The 22,538-nt window shown below is 39.0% G+C and carries 20 protein-coding genes; 15 read left to right on the top strand and 5 right to left on the bottom strand.

Annotation, left to right across the window (positions count from 1 at the left end; genetic code table 11):
* Window positions 1-11: 11 nt before the first annotated feature.
* A complete protein-coding gene (secF, locus tag Q4575_RS12510; protein ID WP_215965284.1) occupies window positions 12-983 on the top strand; it encodes a protein translocase subunit SecF in 972 nt (323 codons plus the stop codon).
* A 70-nt stretch (window positions 984-1,053) separates the two neighbouring features.
* Window positions 1,054-1,539 carry a YajQ family cyclic di-GMP-binding protein gene (locus Q4575_RS12515; RefSeq protein ID WP_272181734.1) on the top strand — a complete coding sequence of 162 codons (486 nt, stop codon included), beginning with the start codon at window positions 1,054-1,056 and terminating at the stop codon, window positions 1,537-1,539.
* Window positions 1,540-1,561: 22 nt separating this feature from the next.
* Here the strand turns inward: Q4575_RS12515 and Q4575_RS12520 are convergent, their stop codons facing one another.
* On the bottom strand, window positions 1,562-3,172 hold the full coding sequence (locus tag Q4575_RS12520; protein WP_303523112.1) for an ATP-binding protein: 1,611 nt from the start codon (window positions 3,170-3,172) through the stop codon (window positions 1,562-1,564).
* Between the two features lie 1,702 nt (window positions 3,173-4,874).
* Here Q4575_RS12520 and Q4575_RS12525 point away from each other — a divergent pair.
* From Q4575_RS12525 to Q4575_RS12545, 5 genes are all read left to right on the top strand, one after another.
* Entirely contained in the window at window positions 4,875-5,282 is a 408-nt protein-coding gene (locus Q4575_RS12525; protein ID WP_303523113.1) for a YacL family protein, read from the top strand.
* A gap of 7 nt (window positions 5,283-5,289) precedes the next feature.
* Window positions 5,290-7,041, top strand: coding sequence for an ATP-binding protein (locus tag Q4575_RS12530; protein ID WP_303523114.1), 1,752 nt, complete (start codon window positions 5,290-5,292; stop codon window positions 7,039-7,041).
* Window positions 7,038-7,865, top strand: coding sequence for a PAS domain-containing protein (locus Q4575_RS12535; protein WP_303523115.1), 828 nt, complete (start codon window positions 7,038-7,040; stop codon window positions 7,863-7,865). The genes Q4575_RS12530 and Q4575_RS12535 overlap by 4 nt, the downstream gene beginning before the upstream one ends.
* A 15-nt stretch (window positions 7,866-7,880) precedes the next feature.
* Window positions 7,881-8,534, top strand: a complete 654-nt coding sequence (locus Q4575_RS12540) for a response regulator transcription factor (RefSeq protein ID WP_215965290.1) — start codon at window positions 7,881-7,883, stop codon at window positions 8,532-8,534.
* Window positions 8,535-8,628: 94 nt separating this feature from the next.
* Window positions 8,629-11,370, top strand: coding sequence for an ATP-binding protein (locus Q4575_RS12545; RefSeq protein WP_303523116.1), 2,742 nt, complete (start codon window positions 8,629-8,631; stop codon window positions 11,368-11,370).
* Between the two features lie 49 nt (window positions 11,371-11,419).
* Here Q4575_RS12545 and Q4575_RS12550 read toward each other — a convergent pair whose 3' ends face one another.
* The 3 genes from Q4575_RS12550 to Q4575_RS12560 all read right to left on the bottom strand — a co-directional run bounded on the left by Q4575_RS12550 (window position 11,420) and on the right by Q4575_RS12560 (window position 13,762).
* Entirely contained in the window at window positions 11,420-12,283 is an 864-nt protein-coding gene (locus Q4575_RS12550) for a DMT family transporter (protein WP_215965292.1), read from the bottom strand.
* Window positions 12,284-12,440: 157 nt separating this feature from the next.
* Entirely contained in the window at window positions 12,441-12,926 is a 486-nt protein-coding gene (locus tag Q4575_RS12555) for a peptidylprolyl isomerase (RefSeq protein WP_215965293.1), read from the bottom strand.
* Between the two features lie 8 nt (window positions 12,927-12,934).
* Window positions 12,935-13,762, bottom strand: a complete 828-nt coding sequence (locus Q4575_RS12560; RefSeq protein ID WP_215965294.1) for a folate-binding protein YgfZ — start codon at window positions 13,760-13,762, stop codon at window positions 12,935-12,937.
* Between the two features lie 225 nt (window positions 13,763-13,987).
* Between Q4575_RS12560 and Q4575_RS12565 the strand changes: the two genes are divergently transcribed.
* Together Q4575_RS12565 and Q4575_RS12570 are read left to right on the top strand one after the other, a co-directional pair.
* A complete protein-coding gene (locus Q4575_RS12565; protein WP_215965295.1) occupies window positions 13,988-14,290 on the top strand; it encodes a succinate dehydrogenase assembly factor 2 in 303 nt (100 codons plus the stop codon).
* Window positions 14,291-14,303: 13 nt separating this feature from the next.
* Window positions 14,304-14,822 (top strand): hypothetical protein, encoded by a 519-nt coding sequence (locus tag Q4575_RS12570; protein ID WP_303523117.1) that lies wholly within the window; start codon window positions 14,304-14,306, stop codon window positions 14,820-14,822.
* A 68-nt stretch (window positions 14,823-14,890) separates the two neighbouring features.
* Here the strand turns inward: Q4575_RS12570 and nadB are convergent, their stop codons facing one another.
* On the bottom strand, window positions 14,891-16,501 hold the full coding sequence (gene nadB, locus Q4575_RS12575) for an L-aspartate oxidase (RefSeq protein WP_215965297.1): 1,611 nt from the start codon (window positions 16,499-16,501) through the stop codon (window positions 14,891-14,893).
* A gap of 270 nt (window positions 16,502-16,771) precedes the next feature.
* On the opposite strand from nadB, the gene rpoE reads away from it, so the two are divergent.
* From rpoE to Q4575_RS12605, 6 genes are all read left to right on the top strand, one after another.
* Window positions 16,772-17,353 (top strand): RNA polymerase sigma factor RpoE, encoded by a 582-nt coding sequence (rpoE, locus tag Q4575_RS12580; protein ID WP_215965298.1) that lies wholly within the window; start codon window positions 16,772-16,774, stop codon window positions 17,351-17,353.
* Between the two features lie 122 nt (window positions 17,354-17,475).
* A complete protein-coding gene (locus Q4575_RS12585) occupies window positions 17,476-18,093 on the top strand; it encodes a sigma-E factor negative regulatory protein (protein WP_272181748.1) in 618 nt (205 codons plus the stop codon).
* A gap of 97 nt (window positions 18,094-18,190) precedes the next feature.
* Window positions 18,191-19,237: a MucB/RseB C-terminal domain-containing protein gene (locus Q4575_RS12590; protein ID WP_303523118.1), complete on the top strand. Its 1,047-nt coding sequence runs from the start codon at window positions 18,191-18,193 to the stop codon at window positions 19,235-19,237.
* Window positions 19,237-19,707 (top strand): SoxR reducing system RseC family protein, encoded by a 471-nt coding sequence (locus tag Q4575_RS12595; RefSeq protein ID WP_215965301.1) that lies wholly within the window; start codon window positions 19,237-19,239, stop codon window positions 19,705-19,707. Before Q4575_RS12590 ends, Q4575_RS12595 begins: the two co-directional genes overlap by 1 nt.
* A gap of 86 nt (window positions 19,708-19,793) precedes the next feature.
* On the top strand, window positions 19,794-20,423 hold the full coding sequence (locus Q4575_RS12600; protein WP_303523119.1) for an OB-fold-containig protein: 630 nt from the start codon (window positions 19,794-19,796) through the stop codon (window positions 20,421-20,423).
* 114 nt (window positions 20,424-20,537) lie between these two features.
* Window positions 20,538-22,349, top strand: a complete 1,812-nt coding sequence (locus Q4575_RS12605) for a flotillin family protein (RefSeq protein ID WP_215965303.1) — start codon at window positions 20,538-20,540, stop codon at window positions 22,347-22,349.
* The last annotated feature ends 189 nt before the right edge of the window (window positions 22,350-22,538 follow it).

A 22,538-nucleotide genomic window follows, 5' to 3' on the forward strand; every position in this document is an offset into this window, starting at 1 on the left:
AGATTATTAATATGCAACTTTTAAATTTATCAGAAACAGTTAATTTTATGTCGCTTCGCCGCATAACGTCGGCGTTTTCAATCTTATTAATTGTCGCTTCAATCGCGTCATTTGCAACAAAAGGTTTAAACTGGGGACTTGATTTCACCGGTGGTAGCTTAATCGAAGTTTCTTTTGAGCAAAGTGCTGACTTAACAAAAGTCCGTCAAGTTATGGATGAAAACGGCTTTGGTGACGCTACGGTACAAAACTTTGGCTCAAGTCGTGATGTATTAATCCGAATTGCACCAAGATTACATGCTGAGGGCGAATCAGTAGGTGAAAAAATTGACTCTAAAATGATCGGAGATACGATCATGTCAGCGTTAACTGCTATGGACGATACAGCGACAATGCGTCGAATCGAGTTTGTTGGCCCGAGCGTGGGCGGTGAACTTAGAGAACAGGGCGGTTTAGCCATGTTAACGGCGTTATTATGTATCCTAATCTATGTTGCTCTTCGTTTTGAATGGCGATTTGCGTTAGGCTCGGTATCCGCGTTAGGACATGACGTTATTATTACGGTTGGTTTATTTAGTGCCCTAGGTATTGAATTTGACCTAACGGTATTAGCTGCTGTGTTGGCCGTTATCGGTTATTCACTTAACGATACTATTGTTGTATCCGATCGAATCCGAGAAAACTTTCGAAAGATACGTCAAGGTGAAGCAGAAGAAATTATCAATATCTCGTTAACGCAAACGCTTAACCGTACTATGGTTACATCATTTACGACAGCTCTAGTGTTGTTGGCCTTGTTGTTTGTTGGCGGTGAGCTAATTAAAGGCTTTGCCACTGCGTTATTGTTTGGTGTTGTAATTGGTACATATTCATCAATTTATGTTGCGAGCTCTATCGCGCTTGCTTTAGGGATCAGTAAAGAAGACATGATGCCAACAGAAGTTGAAAAAGAAGGTGCTGATCAAGACCAGTTAATGCCTTAACAAAGTCCGCGTAAATTTGTATTTTGATAAACGGTAAGCTTAGGCTTACCGTTCTTTTTTGGAGATTATTATGCCTAGTTTCGATATTGTGTCAGAAATTGATGTAAATGAAGTGCGTCACGCTACTGAAAATGCAACTCGAGAAGTGTCAACACGATTCGATTTTCGTGGGGTTGAGGCCAGCTTTGAATATAAAGACGGCACCGTGAAAATGGTTGGTGAAGGCGATTTTCAGTTAAAGCAAATGTTAGATATTTTGAGAAATAAATGCACCAAGCGCGGATTAGATCCGGCATCGATGGACACCGAAGGGAAAGTCGATATCACAGGTAAAACCTATACACGAGTTATTGGTTTTAAAGAGGGCATTGAACAAGACATGGCTAAAAAGATCGTTAAGTTGATCAAAGAAGACAAACTTAAAGTTCAGGCGTCTATCCAAGGTGATAAAGTCAGAGTGACGGGTAAAAAGCGTGACGATCTGCAACAAGCTATGCAAGTGCTACGAAGCGCAGAGCTGGGGCAACCGCTACAATTTAACAATTTCAGAGACTAGTCGATATTTTACGATCTACGTTTTAGGTAGTCGCTTGGATTAGTAAATTTTGACTAATCGCGTCGACTAATTGGTCAAGAGCAATTGGTTTAGTGAGAAAGCTATCAAATAAGGCTTTCTCTCTACTTGACCTATACACATCTGCGGTAAGTGCTAGGATCGGAATTTTGACTTTGTTCGCTCTCAGTCGGCGAGTGGCTTCTATCCCACTTATTCCCGGTAAATGAATATCCATCAAAACTAAGTCAAAATCAGCATTTGTACCAAAGGTTACAGCCTCTTCGCCAGTCCCTACGATTTTAAACTGCACCGGTATTGCGCCTAACAAGGCTGCAATAACCATTTGATTGACTTTATTATCTTCAACAACAAGTATGTTTGTCGTGTCTGGGATGTTCTTTGTTTGTATATTGCTGGACGAGGGCGTCGGTACATTCTTATAAGGCAGAGACACCGTTACTGTTGTGCCGACTTTGTTTTTACTTTGTACATCGATATGACCATGCATGAGTTCGACTAAGCCCTTAGTAATCGATAGCCCTAAGCCCGAACCTTCATTGTTTTGTGATTGCCCCGTAATTTGCGCAAACTGATTAAATAGGTAAGGGATCTTTTCAGTTTGAATTCCAATACCGCTATCGACGACTTTTAATATCAGTGTCTCATTAAGCACTGATGCACTCACAATGACCTTGGAGTTTGAATGACTAAACTTGATGGCATTGTTTATTATATTAGATAAAACACAACCAAATTTAGCTTCATCAATTGCCACTGTTTTAGGAATATCATTGGCTATTTGGACATCAACTTTAATGCTTTTTTCGTTGGCCTTGATCATTAAGTTATTTACGACAAATTTGATATAGTCAGAAGGGTCAGAATGCGTAATTTCTAGATTTAACACACCAGCATCAATTTTACCGACCTCCAATAAGGCATTAAGTGTTTTTAACATTTGCTTGCCGCTTGAGTCTATTTGCGACAAGTTTTCAGTGACGGCGGGAAATTGCACTGCGAGTTCGACATTTTTCGTCAACAAGTCGGAAAGGCCAATGATTGCATTCAGAGGGGTTCGCACGTCATGGGAAATATTAGACAAAAACGATTCTTTGTAGCTGTTTGCTAAAATGAGCTTGGTACTTTGTAATTTTAATTCTAGTTGAGACATCACGGACGTTGCCAAAGTAAGCAATGATTTACTTTGCTTTGAACTCAATGTTTTAGGTCGGTCACTGGCAACGCAAATCGTGCCTATATTTAGACCTGATGGGGATTTAAGGGGCGCTCCTGCATAAAATCGAATGTGTGGAGAATTGGTCACGAGTGGGTTGTCAGCAAACCGTTCGTCTAACATAGTGTCACGAACTTCAAATATTTCATCTTGTAAAATTGCATGGGCACAAAACGCTACGTCACGACTTGTGCAGTCTATATCGACACCAATCCGAGATTTATACCATTGTCGCTTTGCATCTACTAAGCTAATCATTGCAATTGGGCATTCACATATTTCAGACGCCAATATTGTTAAGTCATCAAAAGCTTTTTCATGTTCTGTATCAAGTATCCCATAGGAAAATAAGGTCTTCAGACGTTCTTTTTCATTTTTAGGTAAATCAGCAATTTTCATAATAAGTGTACCGAGTAATTGATTACGTCCATTTATTTCCGCCTATCGTGTAAAAATAGCTTGCGAACCGTCAGCATCAATTTTACTCATTGCAGTTGTCTGTTATAAGCGAGCAAGTTACATCGCAAGTTTATTGATATTGCTTATTAACAATATGTTTTTACCCAAGTAAGTTGTAAATATCCCCACCGCTTCGTTTATACATGTACCTTCAATTACGCAAGAAATGCTCTAGCGGTAAAAATTAAAATCGACTCTTAATTAGATTATAGACAGTAAATAAAATGTTGAGGGACTAATTTTGATCACTTTTAATGGAGTAAAAAATAGGTGAGAAATAGTAGAATAAAAAGCTGAAATCCATATGATTCAGTAGCTGTGTGTGCATGTCTGGGTTTATTTGACAAAGCTTGATGATAAAAGCTCTAGGTGCGAAGTTCAGTTTGAATGTTAGTCGTATGAATAACTTAAAATGACGTAATTACACAATAGAATGTCGATAAGCGGTGATCTACAGTCATAAAAAAAGCAGCGCTAAGCTGCTTTTTTCATAGACTCTTTAAGCGTCCTGCTCAACTAATTCCGTTAGTATCGTCTTCCCTGTTTGCTCCTTGCCCTCAATTCCATTGAGTTCCCATCCATTTGGTCCCATATTCCTTTGCGCTACCTTGCGTTCATGTCCTTATGATTCCAATTTCCATACCGACTGATTTCCGTATTGTTCGCTCCGTGCGTCCATATTAGTCCGTTAACGCATCCTACGTTTCCATCCCTAATAGTCCAATTAGCTTCCCATCTATCCCTATCCATTTCCTTGTGTTTAAGCTCCTGCTTTCCTACAATATTTCCTTATTCGCTTCCAGCGTTTCCTATCCCTGTGTGTTAATTCATTTAACACTCTCGTCGTTTCGTTGAGTTCATATTAGAGACAAACGAAAAATGGGGAACTATGAAAATATTATGGTTTCTAAATATAAAAGTAGTCACATTGTGTTTTTATTGTTATTTTCCTTATTAAACAAGTGTTTATGGTGTTTTGTTCTATGGTTTAGTCGTCTATATTCAGAAAGGTCTTAGGGTACTGTGAGATATATCTTACAAGTTTTCAGGCGGTATACGCTTTTGCCCATAACGTAACTTGGTATCCGCCATTCAAAATGAATTTTTAGTTAACTGTAATGGTCTGCCGGGTCAACCCTTTATATACTAGAGTACTTTACGTGATGGTGAGTTTAGTCCAATATTTTCTTTTAATAACGACACTCAAGCAATGCAGGTTGATAGTAATTACGGAAATGCTAGCTTATTTAAAACTCCTGTTGCCAATGTCCTAGGATCAATGTGGTCGATAATTATCAATAAGCAAGAGGATGACTTATTATTAAAGCGTAACGGTTAGTTATTTTCTTGTAGTAAGAATTTGTTTGGATATGATGAAAGGAAAGTCTTTAGGTACTTTTAGTGAATTATTTATCGTTTCTAAACAACTTCTAACGCGAATTTTGACGCGAATTTTACGGAAATGCTTCAATTGGTTATTCCTAATCTAGTTGCAGCGCTTAAGCTACTTAACAAGAATTCCCACTTATTTTTAATATCCGCAGATTATTCATTAAGGCTTTTTGTTTAAAACAACTACTATAAGTTAATATGACACTAGCGTAATGCGAGCGGTATACGCAATTACAACAAAGGACTTAACTTGGACTTTCAGTTTGTTTACGATCGACGTCTAAAACGACATTTTTTAGAACTTGGCGGTGAGTACACTGTTGTCGCTAATTTATTTAACGACGAGTTAGCGCCAGCTGGTATGAGTATTTCAGTGCTGCAAACTTTACGCGAGCAATTGCTAAAAAATTCTGGGGTATTGCTCGGGCAAGAGTGGTCGGTCAATATTGAAGCAGAAGAACTCACTATTTATCACAATAATTATGCTGAGCATTTAGAAAATCTGGTTACTGAACGTGACGAAGATGAGGATATGAGTCAGGAAAAAACAGAAGATGAAAGCGAATACGATGTATTTCTAGGTGACCATATTTTGAGGTGCGGTAAAGACGATCTTATTTATCTAATTGATAAATGGATTGATTTTATTCAGGAATGAATAACGAATGTTAAATAGTACAAATTCACCTCGTCATTTTGTCGTGGCCACGTTGGCATTTTTTGCTTCGTTTGTTGTGATTATTTTTATGTCGCAAATGCAAACAGCCATGTTTCTAAACTATGATTTTTTTGTAAAAGTTAAAAGCTTCAAGGCAGTACTGTGTTTGTCTGCGCTATTTTATCTTTCATTTTTAACAAAAAGTTATTTGGGCAGTGTATTACGTTGGGATCGTTTTAAATGGCATATACCGACTATATTGGTAGCACACGGCATTGAATCAACATTTTATGGGTATGTTGATAATCCCGCATACTGGGTTGTCATTAGCTGTATTACATTAATTATTTCCGCCGTTGTTACGCTATTTTATGTTGTATCTCAGATAAAAAAAATCAAAAAAGAATGGCTGATTAATATTCTAATTGGTACGGGGTTAATTTTTAGCTGTGTTTATGCATTTACATTAAATGTGAATTTTAATCATATTGATGAATTCAGTTTGTTGCTTGTCATACTGGTTACGTTTTCAGCCTCGTGTTTAATTTTGTCTTCATTACTGCTGTTGAGTCATCCCCATAGTTCGCAACGTGAAATGCATTCTGTACCTTTGGTCATGGCTATTATTTCTTTATTTGAAATATTTGGTCGGGAAGGGTTCGTTGTCTGGTGGGGAGCGGTAATAGTCCATGTATTTCTATTTTATTTGTTGGTTGTCACAATTGTTAGAATAAATCAGTCAGTAGCTCGCGTGATGAATATGTATCAACAAGGCTTAGATACGAATTTAACTCCCTACTTTTGTGGTAGCCTAAATGGCCGTATCTTGTTTGCTAATCAAGCATACAAACGCCTTGTTGGCGAGAAAATTGATAGCAACACCAAAGAGTTACATAATGTTTTGTTGGAACACCCCCTTTGGCCAGAAATTAAAGAAAAATTTTGTACAAAAGGTTTTTATAAAGCGGAAACAGTAATCAATCGAAATAACTTAGCCCCGCATACGGTGTCGTTACATATTAAACCATTGCATCCAGAAAACGATTGGTACCAAGCGTCTTTTACCGATTTGGAATCTCGAATCGAAATCCAAAAAAATCGTGATGATGCACTTGAAAAACTCGCTCAATTGTCAAAAAACTTGATGGAAAAGCAGGAAGAAGAAAGACGATATTTTGCTAAAGAACTTCACGACGAAATTGGCCAAGGTTTGACGCTTCTTAAAATTCAGCATCAATTACCTGAACCGGATATTGAACTAATTAATCATGTGCTAAACGAGTTATTGGAATCGGTTCGTAATCTATCACTTAATTTAAGACCTTCGATTTTGGACGATATGGGGGTATCTGTTGCATTAGGCTGGCTAGCAGAACGACAGGTTAAATTCAGTACATTAAATGTTGAGACTAAGATCCAAACTGATGTTCCGAGGATGTCCGAAAAATTGGAGATTTCTATTTTTCGGATTGCACAGGAAGCGTTTACCAATATTCATAAATACGCTAAAGCGACAAAAGTTAAGCTCGAGTTCACCTTTGTTGATAATACAATTACATTATCAGTAATCGACGACGGCATTGGTTTTGATGTAGGCTCTAAGTTAAATTTTGCAATCAAGAGTCAAAGTTTAGGACTGGTAAGTATTAGAGAGCGTGCTTTTACTATTAATGGAAAATTGCAGTTAAATTCCAGTCCTGAAACTGGGACATCGATTAAACTGGTGGTGCCTTTTGTTGGCAGAGGTAACGTAGTTTGAAATGTATTAAATATATAGTCGTTGTGTTGCTGGTATTGGCATTTAGTGCAAATGCTAACGAACAGGCCAATTTTAATGTGGTTTATAAGGTCATTACCAGCGCCGATAATCAGCTATTTTTAGTTACCGATAATGGGACATGGAAAGTAGACGGGCAATATATTGTTAGAGTTGACTCTGTAACAGTTGAAAAACTTAAACTTGCTAATTTTGATTTTCCAAAACCTGTTTTATCGTTTAACCATGTTTCAGAAAACCCAAGCTGGCATGGCATTTTTATTGTTATCGTAGGGATATTACTTTGTATTGCACTATTTATTTTGCAGCGCGATTCAAGCCTTAAAGATAAACAATATATGACTACGTTGAGGCAACAGAAACGATTAATGGATTTGTGTTTCTGGGTGACAGGTGACATTGTATTAGATTGTGATTTAGAACAAAATTTTGTCGAAAAAATCACAGACAGTAAGCTGTTTTTTGATCTGGATGGAATTACATTTTTATCTGACAGCTACTTAAATCAGATCCACCCCGACGATAAATCAATGTTTCAAACGCAATATCAAGCTATATTGGCAGCTGGCCACAATCGATTTCAATTGATGTACCGATTTTCTGATAACAATGGCGATTGGCGATGGATTGTTGAAAGGGGGTGCGTCATCGAACGTGCGTCTAACGGAGAAGCAAAACGAATAGTAACGAATTTGCGAGATGAAAGTGAGTTGCGACGTGAGCAAAATAATCTGGTTAGAATTAATCATGCTCTGGAAAAGAAGATTGCAGCGATTAAAGTGCAAGAGCAGGCAAACAAAAACTAAAATAGGTGATAGTTAATGGAGAAATACACCATATTATTTGCAGATGATCATACCTTGATAAGACAGGGGATCATCAGCTTAGTCAGACACTTTGCCTTTATTGATAGTGACAACATATTACAGGCAAGTAATGGCCTAGAGGCCATCGCTATCGTTAAACGTGCGCATCCTGATGTTGTTGTTATGGACGTTTCTATGCCACAGATGAACGGACTTGAAGCGACCCAACTCATTAAAAGTCAGTTTCCGGAAGTGAAGGTGCTTATATTGTCTCATTACAATAACGAACCTTACGTGTTAAGAGCCTTAAAAGCTGGTGCCGATGGTTATATGTTAAAAGACGCTGCGGTAAGCGAATTGGAGCAAGGTTTATTAAATGTGCTACATGACAAATTGTATATCAGTCCGGATATCGATCAGAATATTATCGCAAAGTTGAATAATAGCCCTAATGGACTGAATGACGCATTAGAATTGTTAACTGCACGGCAGCGTAATATTCTACAATTAATTGCAGAAGGTCATTCTACTAAAGATATAGCGGAAAAACTTTTCCTGAGTGTAAAAACCATTGAAGCTCATCGTTCTAATATAATGGATAGACTCGCTATACGTGATATCCCTGGGTTGGTTCGTTTTGCAATTCGAGTTGGACTGATTCAAGCCTAAATTATTAATAAATAAATCAATAGCTTTATTTGGAAATGCAGAATCTTTAATTGGACTTATACTAAGGTTACATATTTTAAAAAGGGTATTTGAATTGACTAATAACTCGCTTCTAGCGCAGCGGTATGCATTTTTGTTACTTGGCTATTTTGGTACCGGTTATATCCTTTCTAATATTTCTTTTAACAGTCAAATTGTGCCAGTTTGGTTACCTGCGGGTATCGCGCTTAGCGCTGTATACCTATGGGGATACAAGCTATTACCCGCGGTATTTGTCGCATCAATCATTTTCAATTTTTCAGTTTTGCCCAATTTTGAAGTTTCTCAAATATTGTCTGAACTCGGCTTTCAAAATATCCTAATCGCCTCCGGTGCGACGTTGCAGACCTTTGTCGGTGCATACATTCTTAATCGTTGGATTGGTAATCCTATAAAACAAGCAGAAAGTAAAAAAACCATCAGTTTCATTTTTTTTGTGGGCCTATTTGTTAATTTAATTTCGTCAAATATTGGTACTTTGTCACTGACTTTACTGAATGATCTTTTTAGCTGGGACGCTTACCTACTTAATATGATGTACTGGTGGTTGGGAGACTCATCGGGTGTATTGATCATGACACCATTTTTACTCAGTCTTTACACAGTTAATGATGAACAGCAGGACTCAAGTCAACCGAAATATATGGTTGTGAATTCGGTTAGTATCTTGTTTGTAGCAATTGTTATGATGACTTGGTTATTCGTAGAGGACTCTAATCAAAATGCGGATTCGCATATTGATTCAAATATTAAAACCATTGAAAATGCGATTTACAGAAAAATAACAACCAATGTCGCTAAACTTCAGCAATTGAGTCATTCAATTCAATTGCAGGATGACTTAAAAAAATCTGATTTTTTAATGTTGTCTGATGATTTTTTGGCCATTGATAATTCGATTAAGGCATTGTCCTGGAACCCCTTAATTTCACAAGACAAACTGGATGCTGCACAACAACTTCTGGCAAGAGAATATAGTGATGGTGAGCATATTAAAGGTGACCCTTTAAGTGAGGATGACCCTATTGTTTATGTGCAATATATCAATCCAATTGAAGGTAATAAGCAAGCCGTTGGCTTTAACGTCTATTCAAATCCTTTGAGAAAGCTTACTATTGATTCAATTTTAAATACCTATCAACCCGCAGCGACGCAAATTTTACAGTTGGTTCAAAACGACTTTTTTGATCCATCTTTTTTGGTGTTTTATCCAGTTCTAAAGCCTGGTCACGACATCGATGACCCCACCAAAAATCACATCACTGGATTTGCTACAGGTGTTTTTTCGGTTTCTAAAATAATCGAAATGGCCTTAACTAAAGAGCAACGACATTTATTTGAGTACGAGTTATTTGAATTTGGCGAAGAACACCCATTTTTAACCAGCAAAAATTTTCAGGACGTTAATACACTAAAGACTAGCGCAATTTTAAATCTAAATATGTTGAACCAGATTTGGAAGATGAAAATATTTGTCAATGAAGCAAATCTCATACTATTTAAAAATCGTTCGTATTTAGTGTTGTTTATCCTGCAATTTACTTTAGTGGTTATTTTTATAAGCTTAATTTTAATGATGAATAATCGACAAGTTGTATTAGACCGCCTCGTTTTACAAAAGACCAAGTCGCTCAGTTTGGCGGTGAAGGAAGCCAAACATGCAAATGAAGCCAAAAGCCGGTTTTTGGCGAATATGAGTCATGAAATTCGAACACCAATGAACTCTGTTGTTGGTTTTTCTCGACTTGCGAATAAATCTGATGATATCGATGAGATTAAGTCGTTTGTTAATAAAATCGAAATTTCGTCAGATATTATGATGAATGTCGTCGACGATATCTTAGATATTGCCAAAATTGAATCCGAGAAATTGAAACTAAGCGAAGAGGATTTTGATTTAAAAATAATTTTGCAAAAGGTATCTGTGATATTTAAAGCTCAAGCAGAGCAAAAATCCATAAACTGGTTGATTAATGACAACTTACCCGACGGGGTGTTGTATAAAGCTGACAAAACAAGGTTGCAACAAATTATTATGAATTTGTGCAGTAATGCTATTAAATTTACCGATAGCGGCAGTATTACCTTAAGTGCCGATGCTAAAATGCAAAGGAACGGGGTTGCGGAAGTAAAGATTGGCATAACGGACACAGGAATAGGCATGACCCCGAGCCAACTTAGGCACATTTTCACGCCATTCACTCAGGCAGACGATACAACCTCAAGAAAATACGGTGGCACAGGATTGGGATTAGCCATATCTAAACAATTGAGTGAATTGATGGGAGGACAGCTTACTGCTAAAAGTCAAATATCAAAAGGGACGTATTTTGAACTATCGTGCCCGTTGAAAATATCAACTAAACATGGACATGAGAAACTTAAAACACAGCAATCTGTACCAACGGTAGATATTAGCCATTTAAAAATATTGGTTGCAGAAGACAATAAAATTAACCAACTGCTTGTGACTAAGGTACTTGAAGAATTTGCTATTACACCAACTGTTGTAGAAAACGGTGCATTGGCTGTTGAGGCAGCAAAACGCGAACCCTTTGATGCAATACTCATGGATTGCCAGATGCCTGTGCTGGATGGTTATGAGGCGACAAAACAGATTTTAATGACACCAGATTTAAACAATATGCGAATAATTGCCTTAACTGCTGATGTGGACGTATTAAGTAAGTCCAAGGCACAGGATTTTGGCTTTTCCGCACATCTTTCGAAGCCAATTGATGTCGAAAAATTGTATGAATGTTTAGCTGAAGTTGTTCGTCATTCCAAACATAAATAGCAAGACGTTAAGCGGAGAATATTCCGCACAGGTACAGCCATATTCGACTTTAGTTGTTTCTTACACTCGAACTTTTTTGGCTAAATGGTTTCGCTAATACAAGAAAAATACCGCCAATAACCAATACGGATGCACCAACGAGCCGCAACGTTATTGCTTCATCAGCCCATATTAAGCCACCAACCGCTGCAATAATCGGAACGGCAAGTTGTATAACGCCGGCCTGTAGTACGTTGATATGTTTTAATATGATGTACCAGACCGTGTAGCCAGCCGCACTTGCTAATACACCAGATGCGATCGCAAGCAAAACCCCTGTCTGATTGATAATAGTTGTGTCTAAATTAAAAAGCGCAACAAGCAGGCAGATTGGTACGGCGTAAATAAAGTTAAAGCTAGTATCAATGCTTGGATCAGAGCCAGCTTTTCCACGAATCGTATAAACTGCCCAGGCCATACCTGACAGGGCCATTAGGATAAACCCAACAATACTCGGTGATGTTAACTCCGGAAACACCAAAACTACGAGCCCCAAAAAGGCTAATCCTACGCCAAACTTCTCAATGGCTAATGTCGATTTTCCCTGCAATGCAGAAGCAATAAACATGGTTATCTGTACAGCGCCAAATAATATTAGTGCCCCTGTGCCAGTATCTAGTGAGACATAGGCAAGTGAAAAGCAAAAGGCATAAACCATTAACCATAATGAAGAAAGCCAATTCGACTTCCGATTCAATGCCAATTTTTGTCTCTTTGCAAAAAGGAAAATAGCTAATGCAATAGCACCAGATATTAGTCTAATGTTGGTGAACGTTATGGGGTCGATGTGGTTATCACCTAACGCTAAACGGCCAAAAATAGAATTGCCAGCAAAAGCAAAGAGCGCAAATAAAATAAGGAAAATCAGCTGCACGTTAATAATGGCCTAGCCTATGGTGATTAACAGTTATGCGAATCAACTATTGTTATTGGAGATATTATTTTGAAGACAAGAATGAACAGATAAATACTAACTGTAAATTTTGAGCTAATGTCACACTTTGCAACATTAACCCAAACAGTTGATGCGCCTAGTGAGAGTGGCCACATCCGCCTGCACTATGAACATGACCGTGGGCAAGTTCATCTTGAGTTGCTTCACGCACCTCTAGTATTTCAACGTCAAATGCTAAGTCGATTCCCGCAAGAGGGTGGTTACCGTCAACAGTTACACTCTCGTCGTCTTTTGCGACAACGATAACCGTTTGCTCACCATTGTCTGTCCCAGCGCGCAATTGCATGCCAACTTCAACTTCAAAGTCTGCAAACAACTCTTTACCAAGTTTTTGTACTAGACCGTCAAAACGTTCGCCATATGCATCTTCAGCGGCAACTTTAACTTCAAATGTATCGCCGACAACATGGTCAATTAACTCTTTTTCTAATCCTTCGATTAAAAATTTTGTCCCTAAAATAAACTCGATTGGTTGTGAGTCATAAGAACTGTCAATTAGAGTATCTTCGCTATCTTTTACCGCGTAATGCATTTTAACAACGGAGTTATTTGTAATTTTCATTTTTAGCCTTAGTTTTCTGCAAGAGAGTAGGGCAATTCAAGTAAACTTAGTGCCGTATCATCATCTTGGTTTATATAAATAGGTTGCTGTTCGATGTCCTTTGGCAACACGAGTTGCACGGCGGTTTCACCTTGATAGTTAGAGAAGTTTATCACTTTACCCTGCGCTCTGCGATTGCCATTTAACGCAACGTACACGTCTTGGCCAATTTCAAATTCAACAGGTTGGTCAATTGAAGCGACAAATAATGCACGTTTGTTTTTGCCCAAGTAGCGCATTCTGGCGACAGTTTCTTGTCCCATATAGCAACCTTTGTTAAACGAAATATAGTCTAACGCTTGGAGGTTCAGCATTTGAGGTACGTATTCACCAATTGTCTTGGCGTACAGATGTGCGCGTCCGCTTAGGACTTCTTGATGCCACCATTGGGCGGCATCACCGCTGGTTTCGATTTCATCTTTACTTAAAATTAAGACATGTCCAGGTGCCAATTCAAAGTTAAAACCTTGGGCATTGACGTGGTCTGAACCATAAACGTGCCAGTTAGCGGTGTCGTCTACGATATCCGCTTTTGCAAAAACACCGTATTTGTTTAGTTCAGCTAATGATGCTGCAGCACTGTCTTTGGTCGCGATTAGATAAAGTGCATCGTCAATTTTTTTAGCGATAAAGGTCGACCACATTTTGCCTTTGGCATTGCAGTGACTACCGGCAAGCCAATTTGCGTCCGTCAACTTTGTGACGTCACAAGAAACTTGACCTTGTAAAAACGAGGTGGCGTCCACCCCAGAGAGTTTAATCACACTGTATTGAGTTAAGGAAACGGTCATTGACATGGTTTAGTCCAATTTTTACGAATTGCCTACTTCTATGGGGATGAATTTACAAATTCCAATTGATTTTGTTAATTAGTCTATCAGAGCTGAGAAATGGGGGTTGTCGTAAAACATGATTAAATGCCAAGTTGATTTGGACAAAAAGAATATAAGCTGAAGTCCAGCTATATTTTAAACTCAAACTTTTGGTATCATAGGCCTTCAAAATGATAATCGAGACGGTTGATGACGGAAAAAAAAGCACAAGTCGTATATGTAGATGAGAGCGGCACAAAATTTCAATTAGATTCCAAGCCAAAACTTAAATGGGCATGCCGACGCGGTATGTTAGAACTCGATGTATTGTTTGAACCGTTTGTTGACGATGCATATGACGCGTTAAACGAAAAGCAGCGATATACTTTTCAGCGGTTATTGGCGAGTGAAGATCCAGAGTTGTTTGCCTGGTTTATGGGACATGAAATTTGTCCAGACGAGGAATTACGCGGCATGGTTGAGCTCATATTAAATAGAGTTAAAGTGAGTTAACGAGAATAGGATCATGGATGATTCGTCTTACTTTAGGGTAGCCGTTGCAACAACCAATAAAGTGCGACACAGGTTGTATTTTGCGCTTTATTTCTTAGTTGTAGTTAGTGTCTTAATAACACCGCATTTAAATACTCTATTGTTATCACTAAGTAGTTTGCTGATTGCGCTATCTGGCCTATTCATCTTTTTGGTGTTTTCAAAACGTCCGACACCACATCTTCTCCTACTAACTGAAAAAGGCCAAGTAAACCTTGTATTTATTGCGCGACATAGCAATAGGCCAGCAATGACAACTGCCGCCAAACCATTGAAAATTGATTCTATGCCTAGCACTTATGAATTGTCGCAAGACATGCAAATACAGTCGGGGAGTTGGGTGTTATTTGGTTGTTTGCATATCAAATTACAAAATAGATTGTCGGCTCAAATTACTTGGCTAACGCTTTATTCTGATCAAATAATGGCAAGTGATTGGTGTCGGTTAAGGCGGATTTGCCTTAGATGTAATCGACCAGCGCCAATAAGCTAACCTAAATTGGCGCGTTTAGTGGTCAATATTTTAGTAAGTTTAATTACGACATAAATCGTTTGGTTAAACTAGGCATCTTTGTCCGGTGATAAAAACGTTGGAGTTGCGATGTCTAAGGTATCAGGATAATCCTTGTTAAAATGTAACCCACGACTTTCTTTTCGTTCCAAAGCACACAGCACAATAAGTTGCGCTACTTGTGCCAAATTACGTAACTCAAGCAAGTTATTACTCACTTTGAAATTAGCGTAAAACTCGTCTACTTCCTGTTTTATCAATTCGATCCGAGTAATCGCTTTATGTAAGCGGCGATTGGAACGGACAATACCGACAAAATCCCACATTAGTAATCTGAGTTCGTGCCAGTTGTGACTGATAAAAATGTTTTCTTCTGAGATGGTTACGCGACTTTCATCCCACATCGAAATTGGATCGGGTTCACTGATATTGTTTATTTCAGCCAGAATTGAACTCGCCGCGCCATGGGCAAATACAATACATTCCAGCAAGCTGTTGCTGGCCATGCGATTTGCGCCGTGCAACCCTGTGTAGGCCACTTCACCGATAGCAAACAAGTTGTCTAAGTCTGTTTTGCCGTTTAAGTCAGTAACAACACCGCCACAGGTATAATGTGCTGCAGGGACAATTGGAATTTGTTCTTTAGTAATATCAATACCTACTTTTAGGCATGTGGCGTAAATCGTAGGAAAATGTTCCAAGATAAAAGTTTCATCTTTATGACTTATATCAAGGTACATGCAGTCAGCACCAAGGCGTTTCATTTCAAAGTCGATTGCCCGTGCCACGATATCTCGAGGTGCGAGTTCTTCACGTTCGTCAAAGTCAGGCATAAAACGAGTGCCATCAGGACGTTTTAGATAGGCCCCTTCACCACGCATTGCCTCAGTAATAAGGAAATTTTGTGCTTTATCATTGTATAAACTTGTTGGATGAAATTGATTAAACTCCATATTGGCGACACGACAACCGGCACGCCATGCCATTGCAATACCATCGCCGCTGGCAATATCGGGGTTTGACGTATATTGATAAACTTTACTGGCACCACCTGTCGCAACCGCAACGAACTTAGCTTCAATGGTTTCGACCCGCTCTTTTGATCTATTCCAAACATAAGCGCCGTGCACCCGCTTGTCTTTTTTACCAAGTTTTTTGCTTGTGACCAAATCAAGCGCATTGAAACGTTCAAATAGAAAAATGTTTGGGTGGGCTCGTACTCGGTCAAGCAAAGTGGTTTGTACTGCTTTACCTGTCGCATCTGCGGCATGCAATATTCTGCGATGACTATGACCGCCCTCGCGGGTTAGATGAAATCGAGTTGAACCATCCTGGGCAATAATTTGATCAAATGGTACGCCTTGGTCAATTAGCCATTGCATTGACGTTTTTGCATTGGTTGCTGTAAATCGCACTGCTTCTTCATTACATAAGCCTGCACCGGCAATTAATGTATCTTGAACATGAGATTCAATACTGTCATTCTCGTCAAAAACGGCGGCTATACCACCTTGGGCATATAGCGTCGAACCTTCTTTCAGTTCGGACTTACTCAATATAATGACTGATGCTTTATCGGCTATACTTAGCGCTAAAGTCAATCCAGCGGCACCACTGCCGATAATTAAACAATCTATTTTATGTTGGATTTTGTCATTCATCTGTAATTGGCCAGTTAAATTAAAATTCATAAGTGGTGGAGTGTTATCCCATATTACTATTTAGTCACTTAGTAACCGTATAATTAAATGGAATGGCATGGCTCAAACCACTATAATCCCGCTATGAGATCTTGAAAAATAAGAGATTTCGAGTTTTTTACAAAAAAAAGTAAATATATTCGAACTTTTTTAAATTCAGCAGGTCATAGTTGTAACAGATAGGGATGATATCAGATTATCAACTCTAATAAACTGGGAGTAGTAGCTCGAATGAGCGAGCAAAGCAAAGATTTAGGACTGGTAAGGCGAGCGCAAGCTGGTGATAAAAAGGCCTTTGATTTATTGGTTAGAAAATACCAGAACAAAATCATTAGCTTAGTTTCTAGATATTTGGGGCATAACGGGGATGTACAAGATGTTGCGCAGGACGCATTTATCAAGGCATATACCGCATTACCTGGATTTCGTGGAGAAGCGGCTTTTTACACTTGGTTGTACAGAATCGCTGTAAATAGTGCAAAAAACTATTTAATGGCCAAGGGGCGCAGACCCACAAACGTAGACGTTGATGCAGAAGACGCCGAATATTACGAAACAAGTGATGCCCTTAGAGAAAACGCATCACCTGAACGGTTGGCATTAACAGAAGAAATTAAACATGTAATTTTTGACACCATGGAAAGCCTCCCTGAAGAGCTGAGAGTAGCGATTCAATTAAGGGAAATAGATGGCATGAGTTACGAAGATATAGCAGCAGCGATGGGATGTCCGATTGGGACCGTAAGGTCTAGGATATTTCGAGCAAGGGATGCAATTGATATTAAATTGCAACCGTTGTTAGATAATCGTTAAAACAGGTTTAAAAATTGCTAGGTGTTTTAACTAGCACCTAATTATTTGATAATTGTTTTGTTTTGGTGAGCATTTAGGTTTTACTAAAAGCAATACAGTAATAACTGGAGTCGGTCGTATTTATGACTAACAATAATTTAGAATCTCTTTCCGCATTACTGGATGATGAAGTAAATCAATCTGAAATAGAACAGACAATGGATGTTCTAGGTGATGAGCAAACGGCAACGTTTGGGCGTTATGGATTGATTGGCGATGTATTACGTAACGAACAACAGTTGGTTACAGACAATGCGTTTTCCATGAGTATTCAAGCCGCAATAGAAGGTTTGGAACAGGATGCCGGATTAGAATCGAGCGTTGCTTCAGATTCTGTTGTTGCAATAAATACGCATCCTAAATGGCATCAGCGTATTACTGGTAAGGTTAAGAGTTTCACGTCTAGCTCTACTGGTAAAGGCATGGGCCAAATGGCAATTGCCGCGTCAGTTGCACTTGTTGCGGTATTTGGGGTGAGCAACATGGCACCACAAAATAATCTAATGCCTTCTCCGGTATTAAATACAACACCGCTTATTGATGGTATTTCACCGGTGTCGACGGATGGCTTAAAAGCTAAACCTTCAGCCAACCAAGTGACCCAAACTCGCATTAATGCGTTGATGGCTGACCATAATCAACAACTTCGAGTTGCTGAAGATGAAGAGCTAGATAAAGACAAAGAAGAGAACGATAACTAAATTCAATTTGTCTAATGATGTAAAGTTAAAATCAATTAGTGTAAAAACGCCTGTAACTCGATAGAATTACGGGCGTTCTTGTTTATAAGGAAATCCCGTGGTCCCTTTGTTTTCGTTTAGCTTCACTACTTATTTTAATCGTATTTTTGTGGCAGCTAAGTCTTCCATTATTTGTTTGTTTTTGCTGTTTACCAGCACAGCATTTGCCTCTCCCGCTATTCCTACCGATATTGCAGCGACGACTGAAAAAGTTAATGCGGCCTTCTGGTTATCTAAATTACGAATGGCATTAACTCAAACCAACTTTGAGGCGGGCATTGTCACTTTAAAAGGTGAAAAAACCGAATCTTTTCAATGGGTCCATGGTGTTGAAGAAAGCACTGGTACAGAAGTAGAGCGAGTATCCCCCCTTATTGGTGGCGGCGTTATGACGATTCGTAAAGGCGATACTGTGACATTTGTGGAGCCTAACAAAGAACCGTATTCTGTTAAAAGTACAAGCATTCGAAGTTTTATCCCGCCAGTTTTTTATAAAAATGCAGCACAACTCATTAATAGCTATCAGTTTGTGTTGGTGAGTAAAAGTCAAATCGCAGGCCGTTCTGCGCAACTTATCCGTATTGAATCGGTAAGCAAACATGCCTATAACTACTGGATTTGGATCGACGTATTAAGCGGTTTACCGCTACGTTTAGCCTTTGTCGACGAAGTAGGCGATGTTAAAGAACAAGTTCTTATGACTCACTTAACGTTGCACAAAGAGCCGGCACCAGAGATTACAAAACTTTTTGAATTCTCAACACCACCGGCTACAGAGGCATTGATCGCCCAGCGTCAGGAAACGAATAATTGGAATATGTCATGGTTACCAAACGGCTTTAAGTTGATCAAAAGTGACCGTCATCATGTCTCTATAAGTCGTGAAGTTTCTGATTATTATCTATATAGCGATGGCTTGGTTGAAGTATCTATCTACGTTCAAAGACCACTGGAGAGTTTTAATGGACCTTTAGTGTTACGAGATGGTGCAACATCGTTTGCAATGGTGCACGCTAATGGGTTTGACGTGACCGTTGTTGGTAAAGTGCCAGAAGAAATCGCCGTAAAAATTGCCAGCTCAGTGAAAGCGGTTCAACAACCATAATGATTAAAGAGCAGGGGGTTGTTGTCCAACTCGAAGGTGAATTTGCATGGGTTGAAACGTCAATCAAGTCAACCTGCTCAAGTTGTGCGGCCAAGTCGAATTGTGGCACAAGTGCTATTGCAAGCGCTGTAGCCGGTAAGTCAGTTGTCAATAAAGTGGTAAATCATTTAAATGCTGAAAACGGAGCCGTTGTTGAAATTGGTATTGCAGAAGATACGATAGTTAGTGGTGCGTTTTATATGTATATTCTGCCACTTATAACTGCAATGTTTTTTGCCTTTTCGGCACAGTATTGGTTGGCAAATTTGATTGAAGTGACCGAACCTATGGTAATACTTTTTACCTTTGCAGGTGGCGCATTGGGTTTCTATTTGGCCAAGTTAAAACTGAGTAATTTGTCGGACACTGCTCTGCTACCGCAATTATTGAAAATTATTCCACAATCAATTGAAATTAAACAACTGAACTAAAAGAAAAAACTAATTAATAATGGATTTTTTGTGTCTCATAGGTTACGTTTGTAATTTATAAGCGCACGTTATAGGGAGAATAACCAATGAGTGAATTTCTATTTGCATCATTTAACAGTTACTACACCATCGCTTTATCAATCGTATTAATATTGTTGTTTATCGAACTTGCCGGTCAACTGGTTGGCTTTTCCTTTTCTCATCTATTCGACAGTGGTGCAGATATTGACACGACAGCGAGTCTTTCTGGCAGCGCATCAGTGTCATTGGATATTTTGGGCTGGTTAGGTCTAAAAAAATTACCCTTGTTAATTTGGCTCGTGAGCTTTTTAACAGTCTTTGCCATTGTTGGCTATTGCTTGAGTTATATTGTCTTTTTTGTACTCGATGTTTCAATAGCAAAACTTTTAGCTGGTGGCATTACACTTGTTATCTCGCTCTTCTTAAATAGCAAAGTCTGTACTAAATTGGCAGAGATTATGCCAAAAGAAGAATCCTCAGCAGTATCGAAAGAATCCTTTGCCGGTTTACTTGCAAACATCACAGTTGGCACGGCGAAGCTAGGTCAACCTGCAGAAGCCATGATTAGAGACGAATTTAATCAAAAACACTATGTGTTAGTAGAACCTATTGAAGAAGACGAATTTAGCCAAGGCGAAAACGTTGTTCTTGTAGTTAAAGAAGGTTCTCGGTGGTTGGTAACACGGTTTGATTAATCTTGTTTAACTCAATAAGTTTATTCTAAATGGATGGCGTGTCAGCGCCTCCCAAATACAAAAAGTAAGTCAAATAAATCAACAAAAGTTAACTCTTACAAAATGGAGATGGATATGGAAAGTATTACAACGGATATGAAACTTATATTAATTATTGCAGTAGCAGTGGTGGTCGGTTTACTTACAATAGGGCTGATTTTCGCTAAATTGTATGTCAGAGCAACAAAAGAAGTTTCCTTTGTTCGTACCGGCTTTGGTGGTGAGAAAGTCGTAAAAGATGGTGGCGCATTAGTGTTGCCAGTTTTGCACGATACAATCCCAGTAAACATGAACACGCTACGAATTGAAGTGGAAAAAACGAAATCTGAAGCCCTTATCACCAAAGATCGATTGCGGGTCGACGTTAAAGCCGACTTTTATTTACGCGTTGCGCCAAATCAAGAATCGATCGCTATGGCAGCACAAACTCTCGGCATTCGTACGACACGTGTTGAGGAACTTAAAGCGTTAATGGAATCTAAGTTTGTTGACGTTTTACGTGCAGTGGCCGCTGAAATGTCAATGACAGAAATGCATGAACAACGTTCTGAATTTGTACAGAAAGTGCAAGTGAATGTCGCTAACGACTTAGAAAAAAATGGTCTTGAACTGGAGACGGTTTCTCTCACCGGCTTTGACCAAACCGATTTGCAATATTTCAATGAAAACAACGCGTTTGATGCAGAAGGTCGTGCAAAACTGGCACGTATTATTGAAGAAAAGAAAAAAGAAACAAATGACGTTGAGCAAACCAACCGGATTGCAGTTGAACGCCGTAATTTAGACGCGTCGCGTGAATCACTAGATATTAGTAAAGATGAACAACAAGCTAAACTTGAGCAAGAAAAATCGCTGGCATTTTTACGAGCAGAGCAAAATGCAGAAATCGTAAAAACACGTGAATCAAAAATGCGTGAAGAACGACAAGCTGAAATTGAAAAAGAACAAGCGATTGAATCGTCAGAAATCGAAAAACAAAAAGAAATTGAACGTCGGAATATTGAAAAAAACAATGCGATTGAACAAGCTAAAATTCAACAGCAGCGGGATATCGAAGTCGCTCAACAAGAAAAGCAAATTGCTGTAGCTGTGAAATCGGAAGAAGAGTCGGCGGCACGTGCTAAAGCGGCTGAATCTGAGAAGCTGAAAGTAGAAAAGGAAGAGGCGGTTGTAACAGCAAAGCAAGTCGCCACAGCAGAAAGACAAAAACAAATTGAAGTTATCGATGCGAAGAAAATAGCTGAACGTGAAGCTGTCGGTGTCACAGTTAAAGCCGAAGCAGAAAAACAAGCCGCAACAGACTATGCTGAATCTATTCAGATTAAAGCACATGCTGAAGCAGAGTCAGCTGTGTTATTGGCTAAAGCTGACGAGAAAAAATTCGAAGTCGAAGCCGCCGGTAAACGTGCCTTGCATGAGGCTGATAACGTATTGAGCGCCGAACAAGTCGAGCTGCAAAAAGCGTTGGCAATGCTACAAGCCTTACCTCAAGTGGTTGCAGAAGCCGTTAAACCTCTACAAAACATTGATGGTATTAAGATTTTACAGGGTTATGGCGCAGGTCAAAGCCAGGGGGGAACTGAAAGCAATGGCACCAATGGTGGTGGTTTTTCAGAGCAGGTAACAAGTGCAGCACTTAATTATCGAGCAAATGCGCCGCTTGTTGATGCCATGTTAAGAGAGCTAAATATGGTTGATGGTGAAAGTGGAACATTAAATGACTTAGTTTCAGGTAATTCGCCATTGCTACAAAACTCGGTAAATCAAGGGGCTGAGCAGATCCAAGTAAATCAGAGCCAGCATAGTGAAAATAAACCAAACAGCGTCCAGGCGGAGGTTGTAGCGAATAATTCGACGTTAGATAAAACGGAAAACAGTCGTACTTAAGCGGTTTAAATATTTTGTTACCAAAAACCAGCATTGAGCTGGTTTTTTTATGTCACAATTTTATCTCAGAAGTTATTGGTTTAAAAACCCGCTGAGTTATTTAACAGTGGAGTACAACGTCATTTCAGTGTAAAATTGCGCCCTTTTTATACGCTTGAAAATGTCGAGCGTAGATCAGTTTTTGTTATT

Origin of the sequence: Psychrosphaera sp. 1_MG-2023 (assembly GCF_030548245.1) — a bacterium.
GTDB classification, from domain to species: Bacteria; Pseudomonadota; Gammaproteobacteria; order Enterobacterales; family Alteromonadaceae; genus Psychrosphaera; species Psychrosphaera algicola.

Excerpts from the sequence above, each read along its gene's own strand:
- Q4575_RS12560 (WP_215965294.1), bottom strand. The coding sequence starts at position 13,762 with ATGTCAATGACCGTTTCCTTAACTCAATACAGTGTGATTAAACTCTCT.
- nadB (WP_215965297.1), bottom strand. The coding sequence starts at position 16,501 with ATGAATGACAAAATCCAACATAAAATAGATTGTTTAATTATCGGCAGT.
- secF (WP_215965284.1), top strand. The coding sequence starts at position 12 with ATGCAACTTTTAAATTTATCAGAAACAGTTAATTTTATGTCGCTTCGC.
- Q4575_RS12520 (WP_303523112.1), bottom strand. The coding sequence starts at position 3,172 with ATGAAAATTGCTGATTTACCTAAAAATGAAAAAGAACGTCTGAAGACC.
- Q4575_RS12595 (WP_215965301.1), top strand. The coding sequence starts at position 19,237 with ATGATTAAAGAGCAGGGGGTTGTTGTCCAACTCGAAGGTGAATTTGCA.
- Q4575_RS12585 (WP_272181748.1), top strand. The coding sequence starts at position 17,476 with ATGACTAACAATAATTTAGAATCTCTTTCCGCATTACTGGATGATGAA.
- Q4575_RS12555 (WP_215965293.1), bottom strand. The coding sequence starts at position 12,926 with ATGAAAATTACAAATAACTCCGTTGTTAAAATGCATTACGCGGTAAAA.
- Q4575_RS12605 (WP_215965303.1), top strand. The coding sequence starts at position 20,538 with ATGGAAAGTATTACAACGGATATGAAACTTATATTAATTATTGCAGTA.
- Q4575_RS12600 (WP_303523119.1), top strand. The coding sequence starts at position 19,794 with ATGAGTGAATTTCTATTTGCATCATTTAACAGTTACTACACCATCGCT.
- Q4575_RS12570 (WP_303523117.1), top strand. The coding sequence starts at position 14,304 with ATGGATGATTCGTCTTACTTTAGGGTAGCCGTTGCAACAACCAATAAA.
- Q4575_RS12540 (WP_215965290.1), top strand. The coding sequence starts at position 7,881 with ATGGAGAAATACACCATATTATTTGCAGATGATCATACCTTGATAAGA.
- Q4575_RS12515 (WP_272181734.1), top strand. The coding sequence starts at position 1,054 with ATGCCTAGTTTCGATATTGTGTCAGAAATTGATGTAAATGAAGTGCGT.
- Q4575_RS12530 (WP_303523114.1), top strand. The coding sequence starts at position 5,290 with ATGTTAAATAGTACAAATTCACCTCGTCATTTTGTCGTGGCCACGTTG.
- Q4575_RS12565 (WP_215965295.1), top strand. The coding sequence starts at position 13,988 with ATGACGGAAAAAAAAGCACAAGTCGTATATGTAGATGAGAGCGGCACA.
- rpoE (WP_215965298.1), top strand. The coding sequence starts at position 16,772 with ATGAGCGAGCAAAGCAAAGATTTAGGACTGGTAAGGCGAGCGCAAGCT.